The sequence below is a fragment of the Ferrimonas balearica DSM 9799 genome, assembly GCF_000148645.1.
Lineage (GTDB): Bacteria > Pseudomonadota > Gammaproteobacteria > Enterobacterales > Shewanellaceae > Ferrimonas > Ferrimonas balearica.
The window spans coordinates 3,542,592-3,566,961 of record NC_014541.1 but is presented as its reverse complement, the minus strand read 5'-3'; the positions used below and the strand labels follow the sequence as shown (position 1 = coordinate 3,566,961).

Sequence of the window (24,370 nt, the reverse complement as noted above, 5' to 3'; positions counted from 1 at the left end):
ACTCGCTTTCACAGTGGATTATTTTGGGGATGACATGATCATCACGGAGTTGACCATCTACCCGGTCAAAGCGTTGGGGGGGATCCGCCTGACACAAAGCACGCTGGGCGTCACCGGATTGCCCTGGGATCGCCATTGGATGCTGGTGGACAGCGCTGGCCGTTTTGTCACCCAGCGTCAGTTGCCCGCGCTGGCGGCGATTCGCCCCAGCCTGGATGAGCATCAGCTGGTGTTGCAGCACCCACAGCAACCCAGCCTGACCATCCCCCTGCAGCGTGAGCTGAGTGAACTGACTCCGGTGTCGCTGTGGCAGAGTGAGCTGGAAGCGTTCGATGAGGGCGCTGAAGCCGCCGACTGGTTGACCCGCCTGCTGGGCGAATACCGGGGAGCGCCGTTGCGGCTGGTGCGCTTTAACCGGGCACAATCCCGTCCCATCAAGGCCAAATATCTGGAACCGGGCGAAACCTCCCACACCGAGTTTGCCGATGGCTTCCCTTTCCTGATCGCCAGCCGACAGTCGCTGGCCGCCCTGAATGCGGCGCTGGAGGCCAATGGCGAAACCCCGGTGGGGATGGAGCGATTCCGCGCCAATATCGTGGTGGACGAACTGGATGGCGCCTTCAGTGAACTGAACGAGTACCGCCTGAAGGGCGCCGGCTACACCCTGGCGATCCGTAAGCCTTGTCAGCGTTGTCCGGTGATCACCGTTGACCAGACCAGCGGCACGCGGCCCAATCCGAAAGAGCCGCTGCGCACGTTGCTGAGCCTGAACCCCCTGACCAAACCCGGCGCCTTCTTTGGCGGTAATGCGGTGTTGCTGACGGGCGAGGGGGAGGGGATCCGCGTCGGCGACGTGCTGGCGGCCAAAGCCGGACGATAACCCACATTTCCTGCTTGGGCCGATCCTTGCTTGGCTACACTCATCATTGCAATCGAACTGATGGACACCAAGGATGGCTCACACTCCAAAACTGCTGGTGGTGACGGACCTCGACGGCACCCTGCTGGATCACCACGATTACGACTTTAGCGCGGCGCAGCCGGCTCTGGCCCGGCTGCAACGCCTTGGTATTCCGGTCATTCTCAATACCAGTAAAACCGCGGCGGAGCTGGCCCCGCTGCGTGAGCGGCTGGGCAATCAGGCGCCCTATGTGGTGGAAAACGGCGCGGCGCTGGTCTGGCCCGAGGGTGAGGTGGCGCCGGAGCCTCAGGTTGAACTGGGCGCCATCATGGGGCAACGGATGCAGCCTTTTGGGGCAACCCGGGCGGCGATACTGGCGGCGCTGGCTGAGATCCAGCGTGATACCGGGCTGGCGCTTGAGGGGTTTGCGGATTGGGATGTCGACACCCTGGTGGCCCACACCGGGCTGGACCCGGACAGTGCCGGACAGGCGCTGCAACGGCACTTCTCCGAGCCCCTGCTGTGGCAGGGCAGCGATGACGACTACCGGCAACTGCAGCGCGCCCTGCGAGGCTATGGGCTGCGCCTGCTGCGGGGTGGGCGTTTCGTTCATGTGATTGGCCAGAGTGATAAAGGCCGCTGTCTGGAACCGTTACGCCGTGCCTACGGCCGATTGTGGGGCCGTACCCCCCTGTTGATTGCTCTGGGGGACGGTGACAACGATGTGGCGATGCTGGAGGCCGCTGACCATCCGGTGGTGGTGCGCTCGCCGGTCAACGCCAGTCCGGCCCTCAATGCCGCCGCCCAGCGTCGCGCCATCCACACTGAACCGTGCGGCCCGGCGGGTTGGAATGACGCCATCATGCGCCTGCTGGACCATTATCAGCTGCCCTGAACAACACCGCCGCTAAGCCGGTGATCCCAAAACCGCTTTTGCCACGTACCGGTCAGGCACAGAGGTGATCCCAAAAGGAGTTCGAGATGCCTGAACAGCGGTTTGACCCCCACGACCTGGCGCAGATGGCGCCGCGTTACCGGGCCCGGTTTATCAACTCCCTGTCGGGGTTCAAGAGCGCCAATCTGGTCGGCACCGTCGACGGCGATGGCCGCACCAACCTCTCCATCGTCAGTTCCGTTTTTCATCTCGGTGCAGCGCCGCCTCTGATGGGGTTTATTGTGCGGCCCCATACGGTGGAGCGACACACCCTGGAGAACTTGCTGGAGACCGGATACTTCACCCTGAACGCGGTGAACCATCCCCATTATGCCGCCGCGCACCAAACCTCAGCACGTTATGACCGGGACCAGTCCGAGTTCGACGCCTGTGGCCTGGAACCGCGGTTTGTGCCCGGATTTGTCGCCCCCTTTGTCGCGCAGAGCCCCCTCAGGATCGGCCTGCGGCTGGTGGCCCATCAACCGATAGCACTGAACCAGACCGAACTGGTGATCGGCGAAGTGGTGCAGGTGATGGTGGATGACGCCGCCGTGCAGGAAGATGGTTACATCGACCTTGAGGGACTGGGGGTGGTGGCCGTGTCCGGCCTCGACAGCTACCACCAGACCGCCCGGCTCAGCCGGCTCAGTTACGCCAAACCCGAACACCCGCCTCACCGCCTGACGCTGAGTGGACAACCCGAAGAGGACGCCTGAGCGCTGCCCTGTTTTGACGCAGCGCTGCGCCAGGTTGGCGCACCGTGATGGTTCAGGGAGCGGCGAACCCACCGCGTCATCGCTTTCGGCACACTGGCATTGTGATTGCTACCCTTTGCTATGGCTTTGATTGCAATGGCACAGGGAGCGTTACATGGGCGACTTTTACCAGAACGGCATCATCACCACTCTGCATAACCTGACCGACCGTCCCATCGACGATCTGGAAGCGGAACTCACTCTGTTCAGCAAAACCCGGCCAATGTCCCTGGTGTTGCCCTCGCTCTACAGCGAGTTGCAGGGGCCGGCGCTGGACAATATCGTGACCGAACTGACTCAGGTACCCTACCTGGCCGAAGTGGTGATTGGACTGGACCGGGCCGATCGGGCGCAGTATCAGCACGCGCTGGAGTTCTTTAATCGCCTGCCCCAGTCCCATCGGGTGCTGTGGAATGACGGCCCCCGGTTGCGCGCCATTGATGAGCGCTTGCGTGCGGAAGGGCTGGCCCCCACCGAGATGGGCAAGGGCCGCAATGTCTGGTACTGCCTGGGTTATGTGCTGGCCCGGGGCCAGACTGAATCGGTGGCGCTGCACGACTGCGACATCGTCACCTATGACCGCAGCATGCTGGCCCGGCTGATCTACCCGGTGGCCAACCCCACCTTCAACTACGAATTCTGCAAAGGCTTCTATGCCCGGGTCGCGGACGGCCGCCTCAACGGCCGGGTAACCCGTCTGTTGGTGACGCCTCTGCTGCGTTCGCTGAAGAAGATCTTTGGCCACCTCGATTACCTCGAGTTTCTCGACTCCTTCCGCTACCCGCTGGCGGGCGAGTTCTCATTCCGCATCGATGTGATCAATGACATCCGCATCCCCAGCGACTGGGGACTGGAGATCGGCGTGTTGTCGGAGATGAAGCGCAACTACGCCACCAACCGGCTGTGCCAGGTGGACATCGCCGACCGTTACGACCACAAGCATCAGGACCTGTCCAAGGACAACGACGACGGTGGCTTGTCGAAGATGTCCATCGACATCAGCAAGGCGATCTTCCGTAAGCTGGCCACCAATGGCGTGGTGTTCTCATCGGAAACCTTCCGCTCCATCAAAGCCACCTACTACCGCATCGCCCTCGACTTTATTGAAACCTACCGCAACGACGCGGTGATCAATGGCCTCGACTTTGATGTTCACAACGAGGAGGAGTCGGTGGAGCTGTTTGCCGAAAACGTACTGAAGGCCGGGCTGCACTTCCTGGAGAACCCCAAGGAGAAGCCCTTTATCCCCAGCTGGAGTCGGGTACGCAGCGCCATTCCGGACATCTTCGAACAGTTGGTGGAAGCGGTGGAGGCGGATCACCAAGAGTTTATGGGGCGCTGATATGGTGCACCCGACTCTCGAAGCGTTGCAGCAGCAGGTGGTGGAGCACCTGCGCCTGATCTACCCCGAAGAGGACCATGAGACCCTGGCGCACCGCCTGATCCATGCGGTGGGGGCAGAGGGGCACTGTGTCATGGCCCGGCCCCGCAGCGAGCCGTGGGACCAGCAGGACCTGATTGTCATCACCTACGGTGACAGCCTGCGGCGTGAGGGCGAGCGGCCGCTGCATACCCTGAAGCGGTTTGTTGACCACTACCTCGCTCACGTGGCCACCGGCATCCATATCCTGCCGTTTTTTCCCTACAGCTCCGACGATGGCTTTGCCGTCATCGATTACGCCCAGGTCAACCCCAGCCTGGGGGAGTGGGCCGACATCCGGGACATTGCCGAAGAGACCCGGTTGATGGCGGATCTGGTGATCAACCACTGCTCCAGCCGCAGCCGTTGGTTTGAGCAGTTCAAAGCCGATGAGGCTCCGGGGCGCGACTACTTCATTACCGCCGACCCGGACGAGGACTACCATCAGGTGGTGCGGCCCCGCACCAGTGAACTGCTGAAGCCGGTCACCACCGCCGCTGGCGAGCGTCACGTCTGGTGCACCTTCAGCCATGATCAGGTTGACCTCAACTTTGCCAATCCGCAGGTGCTGGTGGAGATGGTGCGGATCATTCAGCTCTATCTGAGTCAGGGGGTGTCGATCTTCCGTCTGGATGCGGTGGCGTTTCTGTGGAAAGAGGCGGGCACCAGCTGCCTGAATCTGCCGCAGACCCACGAAATTGTCCGCCTGCTGCGGACTCTGGTGAGCTTCTACGACCCCCGGATCCTGCTGATCACGGAAACCAACATCCCCAACCGGGAGAACCTGGCCTACTTCGGCAATGGCAATGAGGCCCACGCCATCTACAACTTTTCGCTGCCGCCGCTGCTGCTGCACACCATGCTGACCGGCGACTGCAACGCCCTGAAGTTGTGGCAGATGAGCATGCCACCGGCGCAGATGGGCACCACCTACCTCAACTTTATCGCGTCTCATGATGGCATCGGCCTGCGCCCGGTGGAGGGGTTGCTGGAGGAGAAGCAGATCGCCGACATCGCCACCACCATGGAAGCCTTCGGTGGCCGCATCTCCTGGCGCAGCCTGGGGGAGGGGGGGCTGCGCCCCTACGAGATCAACATCGCCCTGTATGACGCCATGAAGGGCACGCTGCAGGGGCCGGACCAATACCAGCAGGCCCGCTTCCTGTGTGCCCACGCCATCATGTTGTCGCTGGAGGGGCTGCCCGCCATCTACCTGCACAGTCTGTTGGCCACCCAGAATGATCTCGACAAGGTGGCCAATACCGGCAATAACCGCAGCATCAACCGTCACTGCTGGGATGCGGACGCCCTGGAGGCCCATCTGGTGGATGTAAAGAGCCACCACCATCAGGTGTTTGTGGGTTTGTGCCAGTTGGCCCGGTTACGCCAGGACCAGGCCGCGTTCCACCCCAGCGCCACCCAGTTTGTGCTGCACCTGGGGGATGAACTGTTTGGGGTCTGGCGGCAGAGTCAGCGGCGCGACCAGAGCATCTTCGCGGTGGCGAACGTGACCGACCAGGTGCAGACATTGCGGCTATCAAGTCTGAACCTGATCGGCACCCAAAATTGGTGGGATCTGCTCAGCGGTGACGACTATCCGGATCTGCACGGCGACATTGAACTGGCCCCTTACCAGAGCGTGTGGCTGACCAACCGGTCGCGGGAGACGGCGACCTAGTCGCAAGCCGGATCGCTGAAGCCGCTGCAGTTGTCCGGGCTGTTGCCGAATACCCGGGTGTCAAACAGCAACACCTCTCCGACCGGACTGGCAGAGCCATCCAGCAGAATGCCACCGGTCACCAGCCCCACATTGCTCTGCACCCGGCTGTGGTTGAGCACTGCCCGCGAACCCGCGCCGATGCGCACTGCGCCCGCCTGTCCCTCGTTAGCGCGGATCACCAGAGCGTCGCCATAGAAGCGACTGTCGTCGCTGACCAGCACAGCACCGGCATTGCTGCCGTCCGGCCCGGCCAGCGCCTGATTATCCCGAATCGTGGTGCGCAGCAAACTCGCCTGGGCACCGGAGCGAACGGTAAGTCCGGCGGCACCACGGTGCACGCTGCCGGGGGCCAGGTTGCCGCGCAGGCTGCCATCGATCATCTCCAGTACGCCCCCCTGCACCAGCAGGCCACCGCTGCCATCGGTGTCACCGGTTGGCACGATGCGGTTGTTCCGGATGTCGGTGTTTTTGAGCACCGCATGGCCGAGGATCACGCCGCCGCCGGCCACCGCCGTGTCCCAGTCACTGCGATTGTCCTGCACCCCAACGCCGTCCATCAGCAGGAACGCGTCGCGCTGGACGGTAAAACCGGCGCCAGTGGAACCTGCGTCACTGCCCGTGTCGTTGTCGTGTATCGACCCGCCCAGCATGGTGCAGTGGCCAGCGCAATCGAGGCCGCCGCTGCCGCCGCCATCGGTCAGGTTGAAGTTACCGCTCAGTTCGCTACCGACTAAGGTCAGTCGTCCCTGAGGGCCTATTAATATCCCGCCCACCACGGTGCGGTCGAGTGAGGCATTGCGGATGCCGTTATCGCTGATGATGGAGTCCAGCACCGTCAGTTGTACCGGCCCGGCAGTGCCGATGCCGCAGGCACCAAACGCGTCGCCGTCATTACCGGGCAGGGTGTTGTCGGCGACGGTGACGCGCTCCAGTTGTGCCAGCAGGGGCTCACTGGCGGTGTTGAGCAGCAGCAGTCCGCCAGCATTCATCAACGCGGCCGGGTCGGTTGCCCCCTGGCCGCCATTGCGCAACTCCAGATCCCGCAGGGTCACCCTGGGGGCGGTGCTGCCATTGGTCAGGGTCAGCACGGCCCCGTTGCCAGTGCCGGACAGGACCGCCGGTTGTCCCTGCAATGTGAGGTCTTTATCGATGGTGAAGTGGCCTTCGCACAGGCCGGTCAGGTTGAGCACTGTGCCAGCCGGTGCAGCATCAATGGCGGTCTGCAGCGAGTCGCTGGCGCAATCAACGGTGTCAGCAGCAAAGGCGGCGTGTGGCAGGGCAAACATCAGCAGCGCCAGAGGGGCGTATATAGAGGAAACCGGCATGGCAAACCACTCCCGTATGGATTGGAGAAAGCTGGAGAAACCAAGGGTTCAGCCCCGGCGGGGGGCCGGGACGGCAAAAACAGCCAAAAGCGTAGGACAGGGGACCCGGCCTCGCCAGTACCACCAGGGCGGCTTTTGCCAGTGGATTGATCTGTCTCGGTATTGAGCAGGGGAAATTGAGGGGAGAGGAGCCCCCGGCAAAGGTGATCGTTCTTTTGCAGGGAATGTATGACCGGGTACCGGGGGCTCGAAAAGCGGTTCAGAACTGGGGCGGCTTTCGCATCGCCATCACGATGCTGCAAGGATTGAGTCAGAGACCGGGGTATCTGTTGAAAGCGGCAGAAAGATGGCCATCAATAAAATCCAAACCATCTTCATTGGGTGCGCAGGCAAATCAGCGGAAATGACGTGTTTCAATCTTCGTAAATTTCGAGCCGATATGTAAGTTAGTGCAAGGATTCGGTGATTTAAAGGCGGTGGCGGACGATCAATTTTTGCTGCAACGGCAAATTGAATTCAACTCAATAAAATTAAAGTTTCATTTTCTGACCCACAACATGCCGGGTGGGTCAGAGAATGAGGACAGTTATTATTTCAGATCTAAATTTATCGAATAAAAATAGTGAGTCTGGTTTTACTACCGGTCATCGATGGGAAGCAAGTCAATAAAACTGGCGAATTCCTGAACCACTTCTTCACCGCAGCGTACCGGGATGGGGCGGCGGAACATCGGGCCGTCGTAACAGAAGGTGTGGAACTCTCCGTTCTCTCCACAGGGGTCTATTGCGGCCGGCAAATTGTCCAAAAGTGTGAAGTCAAACGATTGGCCGAGCCAGTGGCGTGGCAGTTTGTCGTTCTGAATGCAGCTGATCCGGGCTTTCAGTCCCGCTTCTATCATGGTGTGTGACAGCACGGTGGTGTCACTGCCCCACAGGGGAAACAGGGGGGTCAGGCCGGTGCCTTCCAGCGTCTGAATGCGGTAATCGCGGACGTCTTCAAGAAACAGGTCACCAAAGGCGATGCACTCGATGCCCTGCTCGCTGGCCCACTGATGAAAGGCTGACATTGCAGCCTGGTAGTCGTCGTTGCTGCAGGGATAGGGCAGGTTGATGGTGTACAGGGGCAGACCCAGCGCCTCGGCCTGGTCCCGCAACAGGGACTGGCGCACCCCGTGGATGGCCACCCGTTCCGCCTCGGCGTTGACCGTGGTGAAGATCCCTTTGAGGGCAATGCTGGGGTCCTGACGGAGCTGGTGCAGCGCCCAGGCGCTGTCTTTGCCGCTGCTCCAGGACAGCAGGGTGGGGCGGGGCTGGTTCATATCACCTCGGCATAGCGCTTGGCATAGCCCTTGGCATAGCGCTTGGTAGGGTTGGTTGGCACGGACAGTCGGTATGGATATTGGATATTGGGTATGGATACCGGCGGTCGATGCTTGAATCGCTATGGTAGAGAGGGCACCGGCGAGTGTCACCTTTTCTGGGCCCGAAGGACGGAGCCGGATGGCGCGATAACACGGCCATAAATTTCATCTTTCCAAAGATGGATTTATCCAGCCCGGCTCGATTTTTGCGGATGATCTTATTTTCGTTATTTCTGCTGTTGAAATTGTGATTTTGCCGTGGCAGGTGAGGGTGTCTTTTTGTTCGTTATAACAATGACTCTACTGATAAAATAAAAAACGTCCGGAATATCATTCCGGACGTTTCACCTGTTTTTATATTTTCCAGAGTTCAACGATATTGGAAATAGGCGGCACAGGCCCCTTCGCTGGACACCATTAATGCGCCAACCGGCGTTTGTGGGGTACAGCGCTGGCCAAACAGCGGGCAATCCGCCGGTTTGATCTGGCCCCGCAGCACCTGGGCGCAACCGCACCCTTCCGGCTCCTCAACCTGAGTGGGTTTCAGGCCGAAGCGACGCTCCGCATCAAAGCGGGCGTACTGCTCTGACAACATCAGGCCGGACTCGGCAATGGCGCCCAGCCCCCGCCAGTCACTGTTGGGGGCGAGGGTGAACACCTCGGCCATCGCCCGTTGTGCCACCGCATTGCCGGCGCTTTGGACGGCGCGGGCGTAAGCGTTCTCCACCTCGGCGCGGCCTTCGGCCAGCTGCTGCACCACGCCCAGCAGAGCGGTCAGGAAGTCGATGGGCTCAAATCCGGCGATCACCACCGGCTTGCCATAGTCCTCAACGATAAACTGGTAGGGCGACTGGCCCACCACCATTGAGACGTGGCCCGGCGCCACCAGGCCATCGAGCCGAACCCCCGGGTCGTCCAGAATCGCCTTGAGCGGCGGGCCGATGGTGATGTGATGACAGAGCACCGAAAAATTTTCGACCGATTGCTGTGCGGCCTGTTTCAGGGTGATGGCGGTGGCCGGTGCGGTGGTTTCGAAACCGATGGCAAAGAAGATCACCTGCTTGTCCGGCTGCTGCTGTGCCAGCGCCAGGGCATCCAGCGGCGAGTAGACGATGCGGACGTCCGCCCCCGCGGCTTTGGCGTCCAGCAGCGAACCCTGATCGCCGGGCACCCGAACCGCATCACCATAGCTGCACAGGATGGTGCCGGGCTGGCGGGCCAGGGTAATGGCGTCGTCGATGCGGCCCCGGGGCAGCACGCAAACCGGGCAACCGGGGCCGTGGACAAACTCGATCCCCTCGGGCAGCAGCTTATCCAGACCAAAACGGAAGATGGCGTGGGTATGACCGCCGCACACCTCCATGATCTGCAGGGGCTGGCGGGCCGGGTCGACCCGCTCAAGGGTGTGGCCAATCTGTTTAATCAGGCGCTGTACCGCCGCCGGGTCGCGAAACTCATCAACAAACTTCATCGGGCGGCTCCCAGGCCGGAGAAATCGGCCATCTCATGCTCATCGGCGCCCATCGCAGCCAGGGCATCGAGAGTTTGTTGCGCCTCCTCCTCGGACAGCAGCGCCATGGCGAAGCCGACGTGGATCAGCGCCCACTGGCCAATCAGGGTCTCGGCAGGCTCGGTCCAGACGCAGCTGGCATTCACCTCGCGCAGCACCCCGTTGAGGGAGACACTGACCCGTTGGCTGGGCTCATCAACAATGGCGTCAATGCGCGCCGGTACCCCTAAACACATGCGCTGACCTCCCGCGGGGTCACCCGCTCGCCGATCCAATCCAGCCAGCGATCCATCCCCTCGCCGGTGGTGGCGGAGAGGCAGATCACTTCGATGTTGGGGTTCACCTGGCGCGCCGACTCGATGCAGCGGGGCAGGTCAAAGTTGAGATGGGGCAGCAGGTCGGTTTTGTTGATCAGCACCAGGTCGGCGGCGGCGAACATATCCGGGTATTTCAGCGGCTTATCCTCACCTTCGGTCACCGACAGGATCGCCACTTTGTGGCTCTCGCCCAGGTCGAAACTGGCGGGGCACACCAGGTTGCCGACGTTTTCGATAAACAGCACGCCGCCCTGTTCCATCTCCAGGCGGTGATAGGCGGTGTCCACCATGGTGGCGTCGAGGTGGCAGCCTTTACCGGTGTTGACCTGAATGGCGGCGACACCGGTGGCACGGATGCGGTCGGCGTCGTTGGCGGTTTGCTGGTCACCCTCGATCACCGCCACCGGCAGCTGGCCGGCCAGGTGTTTGACCGTTTCGGTCAGCAGGGTGGTTTTGCCGGAGCCGGGGCTGGACACCAGGTTCAGTACCAGCTGCTGGTCCGCCTGAAAGTGGCTGCGGTTATGGGCAGCGATGGCGTTGTTTTTGCCGAGGATGTCCTGCTCGATCTGCACCATCTTGTGCTGGCTCAGGCCGGGGGCGTGCGCGTGGGCCGGGCCTTCACCGTAATGGAGGTCGAGCCCCTGCTGTTGCGGAGCAAACAGGTCGTTTTGCTCGCCCTCATGGTGCGGATGGTCGTGTTCGTGGGCAGGGTCATGAGGGTGATCATGCGAATGGTCATGAGCGTGGTCGTGGCCATGCTCATGAGACTCGTGATGGTGGTGATGGCCGTGAGAGGCCGGCTCGCCCCCCGCCACATGGTAGTGAATGTGGACGTCACCCTTGTTCTTGAAGTGGTAGTGGTGATGCACCACGGTCACCGGCGCCGGGTCATGATGGTGATGGCCGTGCTCATGGCCATGGTCATGGTCGTGGCTGTGGTCGTGCGCGTGGTGATGCTTATGGGAGTGAGCGTGCTCACCCTCGATCCGGGTATTGCCTTCGGCGCAGCCGCATACGGTACACATTCAGTCGATCTCCAGGTATTTCACTTTCATCTGGTCGCCACCCACCACCGTCAGGCTATGGCCTTCACAGCGGGGACAGGGGTTACCACGGCGAGCCAGTGGGACTTGGGCCAGGCAGTCAAAGCAGAAGGCGCTGCCCGGTACGGTTTCAATCTCCAGTATCGCGTCCTGCGCGGCACTGTCGCGGGTCACCACATCGAAACAGAAACGCAGCGCATCCAGCTCCACGCCCGCCAACTCCCCCACACTCAGGGTGACGCTGTGCACCCGGGGGCTGTTGCCAGCCTGGTCCTGAACAATCTGCAGAATCCCTTCCGCCAGTGACATCTCATGCATATTCACTCTCCGTGACGTCGACGATGGCCACCTCCATGCAGGGGGCATGGGAGAGGATCCAAACCCCGAGGGCCTGGCGCCACTCATCCGATTCTGGCACCGCCACGCCATCGAGGCTGGCGGCAATGGCGGTCAGGGTGCCGCTGCTGGGGATGGTGATCTGATAGTCGGTGACCCGGTCCTTCTGCCACTGGCAGCGGTGCTGCAGGGTGCCGCGGGCGGCGGCGACCTGGCCCGGAATCACCGGGGGCACAATGCCTTCCGGGCCGGTCAGGCTGCCGGGTTTGCTGACGGCGTCCACCGCCAGCCACAGTTCATGCCAGAGGGCGGACAGGCGCGCCATCAGACCGGGATTGGTGCAGGCCACCCGGCTGGCCGGGCCGCTTTCCAACGCCTGCTGAATGGCACTGGGGGTCACAAACAGGCGGTCCCAGCTGTGTAGGTCCAACGCCTGTTGCAGCGGGGTCCAGACCAACGCTTCCCACTCTGCAATCCAGCTGCGCAGGGAGGTGAGGGCCACCGGGGATACGGCGCTGCCGGGCACGTGACGCATGGCGCACAGGGCATCACGGTGCTCCGCCAGAGTCTGGCGCCAGCGGGTCAGCAGTTGCAGTCGTTTCGGGCAGGTGGGCAGGACTTCGTGGGCGATGCGCCACAACTGCCAGCTGTGTTCGGTGACCCACTCCAGCGCCAGGGCCTGGTCGCGGGCGGCCACGGTGACCGCATTGGGGCGTACATCGCGGGCCTCTTCAATCAGGCTGATGGCGGCCCAGCGCTGGGCTTCGCTGCACTGGCGGTAGATCAGGCTTAACCGGGCCAGTACCGCTTCGCCATTGAGGCCCTCAAGGTGTTTGCCTACTGGTGGCAGGGTCAGTTCGGTTCGGGCCTGCAAGCGGCCGTCTTGTTGTGCCAGGTGAAGGGTGGCCAGAGCGGGAATCATCACGCTTGCTCCTTTCGGTCCGTTTGGCGGGCCCAGGCAATCAAGGCCTGACCCAGAGCCAGCCCGCCATCATTGGCAGGCACATGGTGGTGGCGCAGCACGATCAGGCCGTGGCCATTGAGGCTTTGCACCAGCAGGCGCTGCAGCAGTCGGTTTTGCATCACGCCGCCGGACAGCACAACGCGGTCCACCTGGTGATGGCGGGCCTGGTAGAGCACCCTTCCTGCTAGGGCGGCAGCCAGCTGTTGATGAAACTGCAGAGCCAGTTCGGGCCGTGGCCGTTCGCTGGCCAGCCCCTGCAGTAAACCATACCAGAGTGCGCTGAGGTCAATCTCGTCCGGTTCCGGCAGTGGGGTCAGTTCGCCTTTAACCGCTTGCCACGCCAGACCCTCCAGCACCATGGCGGCTTCGCCCTCAAAGTGCTGCTGTTCGAACACCGGGGTCAGCAGGGCGGCTGCGGCATCAAACAGCCTGCCGGCGCTGGACGCTTCGGGGCAGTTCAGGCCGGAAGCGATGCCCTGGCGCAGTAACCCGAGCGGCTTCTGCTGCAGACGCTCCAGCTCCGGCAGGGACCACTCTTCCCAGTCATGGCAGGCCTCATCCAGGTGGGCAACCAGATTGCGCCACGGTGCCCGGGCGGCCAGATCACCACCGGGCAACGCCACCGGCGGCAGCCCTTCGAGGTAGCGGCACTGACGGTAGTCCGCCAACAGGATCTCGCCGCCCCAGAGCTGATGCTCGGTGTCGCTGCCACCCCAGCCCAGGCCATCCAGAACCAGCCCCAGTACCGGTGCGGTATCCAGAGGTTGGCCATTGTCCGCCAGGCAGGCGGCGAGGTGGGCGTGGTGGTGGTCGATGTCGTGGCAGGGCAGACCATCCTGGCTGTGCTGGCGGGCCAGTTGGCTGCTCAGGTAACCCGGATGGCTGTCGCAGGCGCGCTGTCTGAGCTGGAAGTCGAACAGCGCCGGGAACCGGGTCAGGTTGTGCTGGTAACTGGCGAACAGCTGCGGGTCGGACAGGTCGCCCAGGTGGGCGGACAGCAGGGCCTGGCCCTGGCGCAACACGCAGAAGGTGTTCTTCAGGTCGGCGCCGTAGGCCAGCACGCCGTCGGCCTGTTCAAAGCCGCCGGGCAGCGGCAGCGGTGAAGGCACAAAGCCCCGGGCCCGGCGCAGCAACTGGCGCTGGCCCCCCTCCACCATCACGATGCTGTCATCGACCCGGTTGACGATGGCGCGGTTGTGGGCCAGCAGCCGGTCGGCAATCGGGCCCAGTTCGGCCAGGGCGTGGCCGTCATCAATGCAGGGGGGGCGGCCGCTGGCGTTGCCGGAGGTCATCACCAGTGCCCGGCCCATCCGTTTCATCAACAGGTGTTGCAGCGGGTTGCTGGCCAGCATCACGCCCAGCTGGGCCATTCCCGGGGCGACGGAGGCCGCCAGAGGCGCATCGGTACGGGGCCGTAACAGCACAATGGGGGCGGCGGGGCTGGTCAACGCGGCCGCTTCGGCGTCGTTGAGCTGAACCAGGGTATGGGCCATGGCCAGGTCCGCCACCATCAGGGCAAAGGGTTTGCTGGGGCGGTGCTTGCGCTGGCGCAGCGTGGAGACGGCTTGGTCGTTGCTGGCGTCCACCGCGAGGTGGTAACCCCCCAGGGCTTTGATGGCGACGATCTGGCCGGCACGCAGGGCATCCACCGCCTCGGTCAGGGCCTGCTCCCGCTGAGCCAGCGGGTGGCCCGCGTTGTCATACAGAGTCAGGCTTGGGCCGCACTCGGGGCAGGCGTTGGGTTGGGCGTGGAAACGGCGGTCTGCCGGGTTATCGTACTCTTGCTGACACGCCGGGCAGAGCGGAAAGTCGGCCATCGAGGTGAAGGGGCGGTCATAGGGCACCTGGCGGATGATGCTGAACCGGGGCCCGCAATGGGTGCAGTTGGTAAAGGGGTAGTGCTGGCGGCGATCTCCGTCCCGGACGATGTCGGCCAGGCAGGCGGGGCAGGTGGCGGTGTCCGGCGCAATGCGGGTATTGACCACCCCCGCCACGGAGCGGCTGATGGCAAAATCGGTGGGGGCTTCATCAAACTGGCAGGGGCTGGATTCCACCGCGTCAACCCGGGCCAGTGGCGGCAGGCGTTCACGCATGGTGCGGATAAAGGCGTCGCCATCCACCGGCTGACAGAGCCGGATCAGCACCCCTTCACTGTCGTTAAAAACATCGCCGCGCAGGTGGGATTCCCGCGCCAGCTGCCAGATAAAGGGGCGGAATCCGACCCCCTGAACCTGGCCCCGAACCCGGATGGCAATGCCGTTGCAACTGCTCATATCAGGCCTCCCCAGCTTCCATCTCCTGAATCAGCTGCTGGTACAGTTCCAGACTGTCCAGCGCCCGCTCGCGGCTGATCTTCTCCATCGCAAAGCCGGACTGGATCAGCAGGTAATCCCCCACCGCCAGAGCATCGAGGATCAGGTGGGTACTGACCTCCCGCTGGCGGCCCAGGGTATCGATACGGGCCATTTGGTTATCGGCGTCGTACGCGATGATGCGGGACGGAATGGCAAAACACATGGGCGGTCTCCTTACCCGTGCTGTGCCTGAGGCACAAACAGGGCACCAATGGCCAGCGTGGTGGGGCCGAAATCGGCCGGCAGACGCAGTGCCATATTCTTACCCAGGCGCAGCCGCAACCGCTCCAGCAGCACCGGGTTATCAAACTCATCACCGGCGAGGATCACCTCCTCCAGTCCGATGTTCATATCCAGCTGTTCGACCCAGTTGCAGACAAAATCGCAGAACGAGTCGATCACGCCAAAGGCCACGCCGGCTTGTTGCTCCGGGTCGGCCAGGCGGTAAGAGAGGCAGGCTTGCAGGGCGCGACGCCACTGCACCAGCAGGGTGCCGTCCACCCGTTCCACGGCGTAGTCGATACGGGGCGCGGTCTGGCCCTGGTAGCGGCTGGCAAGGCAGAGGAACGCTTCGCCGGCGCGGTCCGGGTCCGGATCGTCGGAGAGGCCGGTAAACCAGGCGGCCAATGCCAGCAGGTGGTGGAAGCTGGCGGAAAGCGGCACCGCAGCGAGGCGGTTGAGGGTGTCGAGGTGGCCGGGGTCGACCTCCTGATACCGCGCCAGCAGGCGCTGCCCGGTATCGCCACCCTGGCGGATCGCCTCAAGCAGGGCGGGCACGGTCAGCGGTGCTTCGCTGGCTTCCGGCAGTCGCACCAGCCATTGGTATTCGCCCTCCTCGGTCTGGTACAGCAGGCCGGAGCGATGCTGGCGACTGAGGTAAAGCACCGCGCTGCGCTTGGGCACGCGGTCCTGCTGGCGGACCCCTTCCAGGGCGCACGCGGCGGCCCAGTCCGGGTCGGGGCTCAGGTGGTGGTCGCTGTGACGCAGGCTGACCCGGCCATCGCGCCATTGGGCGGCAAAGCCCAGCAGGTCCACCTGGTGGCGAGCCGGTTCATGGGTCGACAACGGCGCCGGGGGACGATGGTCTTCCAGCGCCACCAGGCTGTCGCCGTAAGGGGTCAGCAGCATGGGTGGCTGGGTCTGGCGGATGCCAACCACGTCGATGCCGTCGGCAGCCAGGCGGTTGCACAGGGCCAGGGTGAGGCGGTCTGCGGCTTGCTGAACCCGGTAGCGGGCCCGGCTGAGCCGGTGGGCCTGAGCAAACTCGGCCCGGGGCACCAGCCGCAGGCTGGGCTTCTCAATGCTGCCCAATTGCTGAATGCCGGTGCTGCTGATGTGCAGCGCGTCGTTCAGGGCTTCCGGGCGGCAGAACAGCAGCGCATCATCGCTGCTGGTCATATGTTCGGTGCGGCGCAGGCTGATGCGGTTATGCCCGGCCAGATAGTTGATCTCTCCACCCTGTTCGAGGCGCTGTACCAGTTCGGTCAGCAGCGGCTCCAGCGGCCGGTCCTGCAGTGCCGGGAGGGCGCCACAGTGGGGACAGAGCGACTTGGGGGTTTCCATGCAGTGCTGGCAGAAGGGCAGCTGCGGCGCCGGGTCGGCCAGATCAACGGCGTCGCCACGGAACTGTTCGATGGGACTCAGGCGGGAGTCGGTCAGCCAGCAGGAGAGGGGAAAGGTGCGGCCAATCAGCTCCGCCAGGGCACTGAGTTGCGCTTCATCGCCCTCGGCTTCCAGGGCATAGCCCTGCGCGGTGCGCTCAATGGCGTGCACCTGCGGGTGGCGCAGAAACTGGTTACAGAGACGACCGTACAGCGGCACTGACCGGTCGGTATCGAACTCAAAGCGCAACTTCATCGCAGGCCTCCTGAGCGCAGGAGCGTTGGGCAACGGCGCGGATGTCGGGACAGCTGACCCGGGTGGCGGTCATGCCGATGCTGGCCAGGTGGTCCAGCAGGGCGCGCTCCATCAGCGGCACGGCGGCCAGGACGGAGGCGGACAGTTCGAAGCTCATCGCTTCGAGCACTTCGGGGATCACCCCGAGAATGTGGGTGGGAGGCCGGTCGCCCACCATCTCCATCATATTGAGGGTCTGCAGCATCTCCACTTCGTGGGCGCTGCCCTGGAAATCGATATGGTGGGGCACCTTATCGAAATCGAAGAAATAGACGTTTCCGACCTGCCCTTCGGTGGAGTGAACGGTGTCGATCACCACCAGCTGGTCGTATTGGGTAATCAGCGGGATCAGGGCGTGGGCCAGGGTGCCGCCATCAATAAAGTCGAGCCGGTGGGGCCCGTCAAAACGGTACTTCTGCTTGATGTAGTGGAGCAGGTGAACACCGATGCCTTCGTCGGCGAACAGGACATTGCCGATGCCCAGTACCAGAATGTGTTGACTCATGGCTTCTCCTAAAAAAACAGGGCCTGCCCCCGAAGGAGCAGGCCCTGTGGCTTAGTGCTTCTTGTGTACGTCGTAGCCCGAGACGATGGCATCGACCGAGTTCTGCTTGAAGCGGATACCACTCCAAACCGCCATGTAGACGTGAATCACGGTAAAGATGATGAACACCCAGGTCATGATGTGGTGCCACTCCCGAACCGGCGCCAGACCGCCCATCACGCCGATAAACCACTCGGCGAAGGGATAGAGGGCGCCGCCCAGGCCATCGTGGTAAACGTTGGCGTGCAGGGCCAGGCCCGAGACGCACATAAACACGATCACCAATGTGACGGCCAGGTAGGTGACGTACTGCAGCGGGCCATAGACCCCGGCTTTATGCAGTTTGCCCATCCAGATGTAGGACTTGAGCTGAACAATCCAGCTGGTTGGGCTCATCACATCCCGAAACGAGCGGCGCTCGATATCGCTGCGACTGAAGAAGTACAGGTAGGCGCGGGCCAGTGTGATGGCCACCAGCACGAAGCCGGCCACCAGGTGAACCAGGCGAACCCATCCCTGTTGCAGGTTATCGGTGCCCCCGTAGGGGGTCAGGAACGGCCAGGCAATGTAGAACCCGGTGATCACCAGAAGCACGATGGACAGGGCCCGAAGCCAGTGCATGATCCGGATGGCCGGACTGAACACATAATCACGGGTGTACAGCGTTTCCGTTGTCATACCGTCCTCCTCAGGCCGCGTTCGGCCCAACCTGGAATTGGCCCAGATCCTGCCCCTTGTAATCCATCACGTGCACGGCACAGGCCATGCAGGGATCGAAGGAGTGGATCACCCGGATGATCTCCAGCGGCTTGCTGGGGTCTTCCAGTTTCATGCCGATCAAGGCGGACTCGTAGGGACCGATCTTGCCTTCGGCGTCCTTCGGGCCGGAGTTCCAGGTGGTGGGCACCACCGCCTGGTAGTTCTCCACCTTGCCGCCCTTGATCCGCACCCAGTGGCTGAGCATGCCGCGGGGGGCTTCGATCATGGCGTGACCGACGTACTCCTGGTTCGGATCCATCACCGGCTCGCGGAAGGTGCTCTCGTCCACCTGGATGTTCTGCACCAGCGCGTCGAAGGTCTCCAGCGCGGCGTCGCACACCAGCAGGGTCTGCACCAGGCGGGCCGCAGTCCGGCCGAGGGTGGTGAACAGCGCTTCCACCGGCAGGCCGGTCATCTCCAGCAGGCCATCGACGGCAGCCACCACTTTCGGGTTGCCCCGGCCGTAGTTGACCAGCAGACAGGCCAGCGGGCCCACTTCCACCGGTTCGCCGTTGTAGCGGGGGGATTTCACCCAGGTGTACTTGCCGTCGCCGTCCACCGTCGGCAGTTCGCCATAAACGGTGTCACGCTTGGTAAAGCCGGTGTAGTTGGGCTCAGTCACCCCGTCATAGGGGTGCAACGCCGGACCATCCTGATACCAGGCGTGGGTCACGTCTTCCTTGATCAGCTGCGGGTCAATGTCGCTGACATTGGCCAGGTCGCCGTTCATGATGACGCCGCCCTGGAACAGGTAACGGCCATTGCCCAGTGCGAAGTCCTGGCAGGCCAGGAAGTTGGTCACGCCCACGCCACCCAGCACGGAAGGCTCGGCTTTGTATGCGGCCGCGGCCATCAGCACATCCGGCAGGTAAGCACGAACGATAAAGTCGTGCACCTGGGCGTGCTTGGTTTTCCACTCCTGCAGGCGGGCCGGGCTGAGCATGTCGCGCACGGAGGTCACACCGCCCACCACCAGGGATTGGGGATGGGGCTGCTTGCCGCCGAAGATGGCCAGCATCTCTGCTGCCACCCGCTGCACTTCCAGCGCCTTCAGGTAATGGGCGACCGCGATCAGGTTCTGTTCCGGGGTCAGTTTGTAGGTGCCATTGCCCCAGTACGCGTTGGCAAAGGGCCCCAGCTTGCCGGTGGCCACCAGCTTGCCCACCCGCTCCTGCACGGCGCGCAGTTCACCTTCACCAGCGTAAACCGGTTTGTCGGTCCAGCGCAGCGCTTCCTGAGCGGCCGCGGCCGGATCGGCAGACAGGGCCGATACCACGTCGACCCAGTCCAGCGCGTGCAGATGGTAGAAATGCACCAGGTGGTCGTGCATGTAGAGGGAGGACTGCATCAGGCTGCGCAGGTACTCGGCGTTGGCCGGGATCTTCAGCCCCAGAGCGTTCTCCACCGCTTCGGTACCGCAGCGATAGTGGGAGTAGGTGCACACACCGCAGATGCGCTGAACCAGCAGGCCAGCGTCCATCGGGGTGCGTCCCTTCATGATCACTTCGATGCCCCGCCACAGGGTGGAGGAGGACCAGGCTTTGGTGATGACGTTGTTTTCGTCGACTTCCACTTCCACCCGCAGGTGACCTTCGATGCGGGTAATGGGGTCAACCACGACACGTTTGCTCATTGTTCCTCCTCCTTATTTTCCTTGGCGAACACACTGGCGACGGCGTGGGCGCCGATGCCGGCAACGGTCAGGCCCAGAATGGCGCCGCCGATAAAGTCCGCGGTCTTATCCAGGCTGTGCAGTTCGCGCCGTCCCAGCGGTTTTTCAAAGTCCGCCATGGTGTCCCAGAAGTTCGGTTCGGAGCAGCCAATGCAGCCGTGGCCAGCCAATACCGGCCAGCTGGTGTGGTGGTTAAAGCGTTCCGTCGGGCAGTTGTTGTAGGTGTAGGGGCCTTTGCAGCCCACCTTGTAGAGGCAGTAACCCTCTTTGGCGCCATGGTCACCAAAGGTTTCGACAAACTCACCGGCGTCGAAGCGACCGCGGCGTTCGCAGTTGTCGTGTACCCGGGCGCCGTAGGCCCACTTGGGTCGGTTAAACATGTCCAGCGGTGGCAGTTTGCCGAACATGATGAAGTACATCAGGGTGCCAACGATGTTCTTTTCACTGGGCGGGCAACCCCCCAGATTGACCACCGGCTGGTGAATCACTTTGTCCACCGGACGGGCTTCGGTCGGGTTGGGCGCAGCCGCCTGAACCCCACCAAAGGCCGCACAGGTACCCACGGAGATAATGGCAGCGGCGTTGGCGGCGGTTTCGTGGATGATCTCCATGCCGGTGTGGCCTTTACAGCCCACGGTCAGGAAGTGGCCGCCATTGGCGGTGGGGATGGCGCCTTCCACGGCCAGCAGGTATTGACCCTTATAGGCGTGCAGAGCGTGCTCGAGGTTCTCTTCCGCCTGCCAGCCGGCAGCGGCCATCAGGGTTTCGTGATACTCAAGCGAGATGTGGTCAAACAGAACGGTGTCGATGGTGGGGGTGTCGCAGCGGATGAGGGACTCGGAACAGCCGGTACATTCGGCCATGTGGAGCCAGATCAGCGGTACCCGGTCAGCCACTTCGGCGGCCTTGGCCACCATCGGGGCAAACTGCATCGGCAGGGCCAGGGCAGTGGTGGTCACGGCGGACCACTTCATAAAATCACGGCGGCTGATCCCCGCGGCGTCGAGCCGGGTTTGCAGCGAGTCGGTTTTCACTGGCGCCTGCGCCGCCAGTTTTTCCAGGCGGGCTTCGCAGCGCGCCATCAGGGCTTGATAGTCAGACACGTTGGCTTCCTCCTTGTGTTGGGTTGAGGCTGAACCTCAACGCCTCTTGTAGAGGTGCCAGCCGGCGTACAGGGCGGCGGCCACCACAACCATCAACACCACGTCCCAGGCGTGATGAAACAGCCCCAGGCCGCCATGGCCGGGGTGGGCGTAAGCCAGCGACGGGGCTAGCGCCGTTAGCATTGCGATGCGTTTTTTCATTGTTCTCTCCTTAGATGTCGATCTAGCAAATGCGGGGCAGTTGCTCACCGACCGGCATCAACAGTTGCCGACAGGTGCCATAGAGCCCCTCAACCAAAACCTGGTGGGATGCTGCGGGTTCCACAGCACCGATGATGGCCGCCTCACGGCCGGATGGATGCGCCCGCATGGCGGCCAGAACGGCCTCGGCGTGCTCGGCGGCGACAAAGGCGACCAGCTTGCCCTCGTTGGCCATCAACAGCGGGTCGAGGCCGAGGATTTCGCTGATGCCACGCACCTGCGGGTGGATCGGCAATGCCGACTCTTTCAGGGTGAGGCGCAGCCCGGCCACCTCAGCAATCTCGTTGCAGACGGCGGCAACGCCGCCTCGGGTGGCGTCGCGCATGGCATGAACCGGGCCGGCAGCCAGCATCGCTTCCACCAGCCCGTTGAGGGGCTGACAGTCGCTTTCGAGGGTGCCGCTCAGGGCCAGTTCGCCACGGGCTTGCAAAATGGCGGCACCGTGGTCGCCCAGGGTGCCGTTTACCAGGATAAGGTCACCAGGCTGGACCCGATGGGCGCCCAACTGACGGTGAGAGGGGATGACACCAATGCCACTGGTGTTAATGAAAATCTTGTCGCAGCTGCCACGGTGCACCACCTTGGTGTCACCGGTCACCACCTGCACACCGGCAGCGCGGGCGGTGGCGGCGAGGGAGGTGATCAGGCGGTCCAGTACCGCCATCTCCAGCCCCTCTTCCAGAATCAGTCCGACGCTGAGGCTGTGGGGCAGGGCGCCGCCGACAGCGAGGTCATTGACGGTGCCACACACCGCCAGTTTGCCGATGTCGCCGCCGGGAAACTCAATGGGATCGACCACGAAGGAGTCGGTCGCGAACGCCAGCCGATCGCCGGCCGCCATCATCGGGGCGAGGGCCAGTTGGGCCTGGTCCTCCATCCGTGCCAGTTCGGCATTATCGAACTGGGCCAGAAAGCGCTCTTTGATCAGCCGTTGCATAGCCTGGCCACCACTGCCGTGGGCCAGCGTGATGCGTTCGGTCATGGGTCTCTCCCCGAGCGGGACGACCCGCTCCTTCCTTGAATGACAACGTGTAACCGGAATGTAGGGGAGGGCGGCTGATCACGGCATGCGCCAGATCAAATGTTGGTCAGGGGGGAGGTTGATCAACATCAATAAAATCGTGGATAGATGACACCAATCTTTCGTTGATACGGTTATTTAACAATTTTTATTGTTTATAAATCAATTGCTTAAGCTAAATTCGAATGAGGGTCGCAGTGGTTTGTCCAGTGACTGTGGTCACGGGGTTGCTGAAGAAGATTCGTGGTAACAGCCTGTTAATGCACAAAAAACGCCCCATTAAGGGGCGTTTTCGTTCTGGCTGCGGTTACAGCAGGCCGAGCTTCTTCATCCGGCTGCGCAGAGTATTGGGATGGATCTTCAGGCGCTCTGCCGCACCGCCGGGGCCATGGATTTTTCCGCCGGTTAAGCGCAGGGCGTGCTCCATATACTTGGCGGTCATCACGTCCAGCGGCACCAGCATGTCGGTGGCGTGGCTGGGGTCGATGATCACCGGACGCTCGCCATCGCTTTCGGGAATGGCGTGTCCGGCCACCGGGCAGCTGAGGAAGCGGAAATCCAGTGGGCCACCGCGGGATTGGATCATGGCGCGCTCGACCGCGTTCACCAGTTCCCGCACGTTGCCGGGCCAGGCGTGGTTCTGCAGTCGCATCATATCTTCACCGCTGATGGCCGGCAGCTGTTTAAAGCCCAGGCGCGGGGCCAGCTGCTCCATAAAGTGGTGCACCAGCAGGGGGATATCCTGGCGTCGCTGATTCAGGCCCGGAATGTCGATGGGGAAGACGTTCAGGCGGTACCAGAGGTCTTCCCGGAAGTCGCCGGTTTGCACCATCTGGGCCAGATCCCGGTGGGTTGCCGCCACCACCCGGATGTCCAGCTCCACCGGCTCTACCCCGCCCACCCGGACAATGGTGCGGTTCTGCAATACCCGTAACAGGCGCACCTGCGCGGACAGCGGCAGTTCGCCCAGTTCGTCGAGGAAGATGGTGCCGCCGTTGGCCTGCTCAAAGTAGCCCTGCTTGCGTTTCTCCGCGCCGGTAAAAGCGCCCTTCTCGTAGCCAAACAGCTCCGAGTCGATCAGGCTGTCGGGGATGGCGCCACAGTTCACCTTAATAAAGGGTTTGCCGGTGCGGGAAGAACGCTGGTGGATGGCGTTGGCGATCACCTCTTTACCGACCCCGGTCTGGCCGGTGATCAGCACGGTGCTTTCCAGCGGTGCAATCGCCTCGACCTGCTCCATTACGGTTTTCAGGCCATTGCGGGCGCCCACCACCTCATCCTGACCGGCAATGGAACGGCGCAGGGCGCGATTCTCGGACGCCAGGTGGGCGTTGTCGGCCAACATATTACGGCTCTGCAGGTTAAAGGCGGTCACCAGCGAGAATGGCGCTTTGAACTGGCGGAACAGTTCTGCGTGGCGGTTGTTGAACGCGCCCTCCTTGGTGGCATAGAGCGCGGCAACCCCCAGGTGGGTGTCGTCGATCTTCAGGCGCAGCTGCACCACGGAGCGGGCCTGGGGCAGCACCTGGCTTAATACGTGGTAGGTCACCGGGTCCTGGTGGACATCGGTCAGGATCCGCACCAGCGGGCGGTCCGGGTCCTGCAGCAGCTGACACATCTCCTCGGTCAGGGCGATGCGACGATCCAGCTGTTTGGCGCCGTTGGCATCGGCCACGGCGACACTTTGGATCTCCTGGCTGGCGGGCAGGAACAAGTTGATGTAGATGCCATCGGCCGGAAAGTGGGGCTGCAACTCGGCGAAGCACGCCTTCAGCGCGGTTTCGATTTGCAAACTGCTGGAGAGGGTCTGAGTGACTTCCCGATACAGCGACAATTCCAACGACATTTTCAACCTCCTTTGCGCATTGGCGACAAGGGAGTGTGCGACACACTTAGCAACACTTCCGAGGTGAACGTCATATCTGGGTCATCATCGCAGCGATAAAATTCATGTTTTGTTGACAAGATCACGATACTTCGTGATTCGAGTGAATTGTTGGTATTTTCGTCGCGGACTGGATCCCGGGATTCGGGATTGGGTTGCCGCATCTCGTTATCCGATACGACATATCGTGTTAAAGACCCACGACATTTCGGAGCTGGTTGCGCTCGATCCCGATTCGAACCATTTGGCGCGCCGGAAAAACCGCTGGCACATAAACTGCCTACTCATCT

The 24,370-nt window shown here is 62.6% G+C and carries 22 protein-coding genes; 5 read left to right on the top strand and 17 right to left on the bottom strand.

Features of this window, described 5'->3' with window-relative positions:
- Positions 1-34: 34 nt before the first annotated feature.
- From FBAL_RS16185 to FBAL_RS16165, 5 genes are all read left to right on the top strand, one after another.
- Entirely contained in the window at positions 35-880 is an 846-nt protein-coding gene (locus FBAL_RS16185; protein ID WP_013346666.1) for an MOSC domain-containing protein, read from the top strand.
- 73 nt (positions 881-953) lie between these two features.
- Complete coding sequence (locus tag FBAL_RS16180) at positions 954-1,796, top strand: HAD-IIB family hydrolase (protein WP_013346665.1); 843 nt, start codon at positions 954-956, stop codon at positions 1,794-1,796.
- A gap of 86 nt (positions 1,797-1,882) precedes the next feature.
- Entirely contained in the window at positions 1,883-2,551 is a 669-nt protein-coding gene (locus FBAL_RS16175; RefSeq protein ID WP_013346664.1) for a flavin reductase family protein, read from the top strand.
- A 154-nt stretch (positions 2,552-2,705) separates the two neighbouring features.
- Positions 2,706-3,932 carry a glycosyltransferase family protein gene (locus tag FBAL_RS16170; protein ID WP_013346663.1) on the top strand — a complete coding sequence of 409 codons (1,227 nt, stop codon included), beginning with the start codon at positions 2,706-2,708 and terminating at the stop codon, positions 3,930-3,932.
- A gap of 1 nt (position 3,933) precedes the next feature.
- Complete coding sequence (locus tag FBAL_RS16165) at positions 3,934-5,688, top strand: sugar phosphorylase (protein WP_013346662.1); 1,755 nt, start codon at positions 3,934-3,936, stop codon at positions 5,686-5,688.
- Here FBAL_RS16165 and FBAL_RS16160 read toward each other — a convergent pair.
- The 17 genes from FBAL_RS16160 to FBAL_RS16085 all read right to left on the bottom strand — a co-directional run bounded on the left by FBAL_RS16160 (position 5,685) and on the right by FBAL_RS16085 (position 24,041).
- Complete coding sequence (locus FBAL_RS16160) at positions 5,685-7,055, bottom strand: right-handed parallel beta-helix repeat-containing protein (protein ID WP_013346661.1); 1,371 nt, start codon at positions 7,053-7,055, stop codon at positions 5,685-5,687. The genes FBAL_RS16165 and FBAL_RS16160 overlap by 4 nt on opposite strands.
- 637 nt (positions 7,056-7,692) lie before the next feature.
- Entirely contained in the window at positions 7,693-8,373 is a 681-nt protein-coding gene (locus tag FBAL_RS16155) for a Dph6-related ATP pyrophosphatase (RefSeq protein WP_013346660.1), read from the bottom strand.
- A gap of 412 nt (positions 8,374-8,785) precedes the next feature.
- Positions 8,786-9,886, bottom strand: a complete 1,101-nt coding sequence (hypD, locus tag FBAL_RS16150; protein ID WP_013346659.1) for a hydrogenase formation protein HypD — start codon at positions 9,884-9,886, stop codon at positions 8,786-8,788.
- The gene (hypC, locus tag FBAL_RS16145) at positions 9,883-10,161 is read right to left on the bottom strand and encodes a HypC/HybG/HupF family hydrogenase formation chaperone (protein WP_013346658.1); all 279 of its coding nucleotides are present in this window, start codon (positions 10,159-10,161) and stop codon (positions 9,883-9,885) included. The genes hypD and hypC overlap by 4 nt, the downstream gene beginning before the upstream one ends.
- The gene (gene hypB, locus FBAL_RS16140) at positions 10,152-11,267 is read right to left on the bottom strand and encodes a hydrogenase nickel incorporation protein HypB (protein ID WP_013346657.1); all 1,116 of its coding nucleotides are present in this window, start codon (positions 11,265-11,267) and stop codon (positions 10,152-10,154) included. Before hypB ends, hypC begins: the two co-directional genes overlap by 10 nt.
- Entirely contained in the window at positions 11,268-11,603 is a 336-nt protein-coding gene (gene hypA / locus FBAL_RS16135; protein ID WP_013346656.1) for a hydrogenase maturation nickel metallochaperone HypA, read from the bottom strand.
- Positions 11,596-12,546 (bottom strand): hypothetical protein, encoded by a 951-nt coding sequence (locus FBAL_RS16130; protein WP_148226768.1) that lies wholly within the window; start codon positions 12,544-12,546, stop codon positions 11,596-11,598. Before FBAL_RS16130 ends, hypA begins: the two co-directional genes overlap by 8 nt.
- Positions 12,543-14,858 (bottom strand): carbamoyltransferase HypF, encoded by a 2,316-nt coding sequence (gene hypF / locus FBAL_RS16125; protein WP_013346654.1) that lies wholly within the window; start codon positions 14,856-14,858, stop codon positions 12,543-12,545. Before hypF ends, FBAL_RS16130 begins: the two co-directional genes overlap by 4 nt.
- Before the next feature lies 1 nt (position 14,859).
- A complete protein-coding gene (locus tag FBAL_RS16120) occupies positions 14,860-15,102 on the bottom strand; it encodes a HypC/HybG/HupF family hydrogenase formation chaperone (protein WP_013346653.1) in 243 nt (80 codons plus the stop codon).
- An 11-nt stretch (positions 15,103-15,113) separates the two neighbouring features.
- Complete coding sequence (locus tag FBAL_RS16115) at positions 15,114-16,796, bottom strand: hypothetical protein (RefSeq protein ID WP_013346652.1); 1,683 nt, start codon at positions 16,794-16,796, stop codon at positions 15,114-15,116.
- Positions 16,780-17,340, bottom strand: coding sequence for a HyaD/HybD family hydrogenase maturation endopeptidase (locus FBAL_RS16110; protein ID WP_013346651.1), 561 nt, complete (start codon positions 17,338-17,340; stop codon positions 16,780-16,782). The genes FBAL_RS16115 and FBAL_RS16110 overlap by 17 nt, the downstream gene beginning before the upstream one ends.
- Before the next feature lie 51 nt (positions 17,341-17,391).
- On the bottom strand, positions 17,392-18,057 hold the full coding sequence (gene cybH, locus FBAL_RS16105; protein ID WP_013346650.1) for a Ni/Fe-hydrogenase, b-type cytochrome subunit: 666 nt from the start codon (positions 18,055-18,057) through the stop codon (positions 17,392-17,394).
- A 10-nt stretch (positions 18,058-18,067) separates the two neighbouring features.
- Positions 18,068-19,771, bottom strand: a complete 1,704-nt coding sequence (locus FBAL_RS16100; protein ID WP_013346649.1) for a nickel-dependent hydrogenase large subunit — start codon at positions 19,769-19,771, stop codon at positions 18,068-18,070.
- Positions 19,768-20,892, bottom strand: coding sequence for a hydrogenase small subunit (locus FBAL_RS16095; RefSeq protein ID WP_041251836.1), 1,125 nt, complete (start codon positions 20,890-20,892; stop codon positions 19,768-19,770). The genes FBAL_RS16100 and FBAL_RS16095 overlap by 4 nt, the downstream gene beginning before the upstream one ends.
- Positions 20,893-20,949: 57 nt before the next feature.
- Entirely contained in the window at positions 20,950-21,114 is a 165-nt protein-coding gene (locus tag FBAL_RS20485) for a hypothetical protein (protein WP_013346647.1), read from the bottom strand.
- 22 nt (positions 21,115-21,136) lie between these two features.
- Positions 21,137-22,156 (bottom strand): hydrogenase expression/formation protein HypE, encoded by a 1,020-nt coding sequence (gene hypE, locus FBAL_RS16090; protein ID WP_013346646.1) that lies wholly within the window; start codon positions 22,154-22,156, stop codon positions 21,137-21,139.
- Between the two features lie 346 nt (positions 22,157-22,502).
- On the bottom strand, positions 22,503-24,041 hold the full coding sequence (locus FBAL_RS16085; protein WP_013346645.1) for a sigma-54-dependent Fis family transcriptional regulator: 1,539 nt from the start codon (positions 24,039-24,041) through the stop codon (positions 22,503-22,505).
- Positions 24,042-24,370 lie beyond the last annotated feature (329 nt).